The sequence below is a fragment of the Salinivibrio sp. IB643 genome (genome assembly GCF_001996105.1).
In the GTDB taxonomy this organism is placed as follows: domain Bacteria; phylum Pseudomonadota; class Gammaproteobacteria; order Enterobacterales; family Vibrionaceae; genus Salinivibrio; species Salinivibrio costicola.
Map to the genome: position 1 here is coordinate 1 of NZ_MUFF01000084.1, position 1,458 is coordinate 1,458.

The 1,458-nt window shown below is 50.7% G+C and carries 2 protein-coding genes; one reads left to right on the top strand and one right to left on the bottom strand.

Annotated features, from left to right (window positions below; all coding sequences use genetic code 11):
* Window positions 1-604 (bottom strand): ion channel (locus BZG77_RS14570; RefSeq protein WP_241844171.1); only part of this gene is annotated, 604 nt, incomplete at its 3' end.
* Between the two features lie 167 nt (window positions 605-771).
* Here BZG77_RS14570 and BZG77_RS15150 point away from each other — a divergent pair.
* Window positions 772-1,458: methyl-accepting chemotaxis protein (locus tag BZG77_RS15150; RefSeq protein WP_274532612.1), on the top strand; the 687-nt coding region annotated here is incomplete at its 3' end.

Consider the following 1,458-nt stretch of genomic DNA (forward strand, 5'->3'; position numbering starts at 1 on the left):
AAGTAATATCATCTTCTGGGTTATCAATAATAATACTCGAGGCATGCTCGACCTTGGCGCGGGCAATGCCTTCAGCATCGGTAAAACTTGCCACGCGCACAAATTCCACCTCTCCAGGCAGTGGGTTTTCGATTTCTGCGCGCGCACAAAGCACAATCGGGCGCTCACCGTGCACTCCGCTTTGCAATAAACGAATTAGCTGTATCGTACGTTGTCCGTTCCAGCCTAAGATAAGAAGATGATTTTTCACACTAATGCTCCGTTTTCCTTGTAACCCGCGTCGCCAATAATCCACCAGTGATCCGGTGACATGCCCAATCACCACCGCAAACAATCCTAAGCCGCCGGGAATAATCCAAAAAGACGTGATCCATTGCCCCCACTCAGTAACGGGGGAATAATCGCCGTAGCCAACGGTCGAGGCCGTCACAATCAAGTAATACACATAGCGGCTCAGCGACTGGGTCATCGCGGTCTCGCCCGCCCCATATAAAAGTAGCCAGCCAATCACGCCATAGGCGAGTACCACCAAGCCGAGCATACGCCCGTTCAAATGGGCGAAGCGGCTGATAATCCAACGTTTAAAAAGCAACCAAAAGGTCATAAATTTTCGCTCATTCACTTCAGTGATCGCAGTATGAAGTGATTTGCGTCAGGTTTACAGTTTAAATCAGGCGCTTGGCGTCAATGCGATCACAGTTTAATCGATTGCATGCATATATTGTTTTACAAAGCGTACAATGGAGAAAGCGAATCAATGGAGGGCTTTGCGTGTTTATATCCCGTCGTCAACTTGAACAAGAACAGCAAAAACAAGTCGCTCTACAGCAAAAAATTGAGCAGATTAATCAGACCATCGACGCGCTGAATGCAGAGAAAGCTGCATTGCAGGCAGAATTAGCTACCGTAGAGAAAAAACGCCAAACGGGAAAAGCCATCGACGCCAACTTATGCCACTTTGGTGATTCGATCAACGCCACCCAATCCTCTCTGGCCACCTTGGCGGACACCATTAATGGTGAAAAAGAGCGTGTGACCGAAGTGAGCCATCAAGCGGCATCATGCGCCGAGCAAGTCAATGACCTTGCGCGCCATGTGCAGTCGTTATCTTCGCAATGTCAGCAATCGTCGGAAGCGATTCGCTCGCTCGATCAACACGCCCAAGAGGTGAGTGGCATTGTCAATTTGATTCGTGATGTCGCCGATCAAACCAACCTCTTAGCCTTAAACGCAGCGATTGAAGCGGCACGCGCCGGTGAGCAGGGCCGAGGGTTTGCGGTGGTTGCCGATGAAGTACGCAACCTTGCCGAGCGCACGTCCACTGCCACCCAAGATATTACCCAGCTGGTGGAAAAAATTCGTGCGGGCAGCAGCCATGCGTGCACGCTCACCGATACCCTTGCCACTGAAGCCATTCAATACAGCGAACAAGGCCAACAGGTTGCCGATGCCATGGCC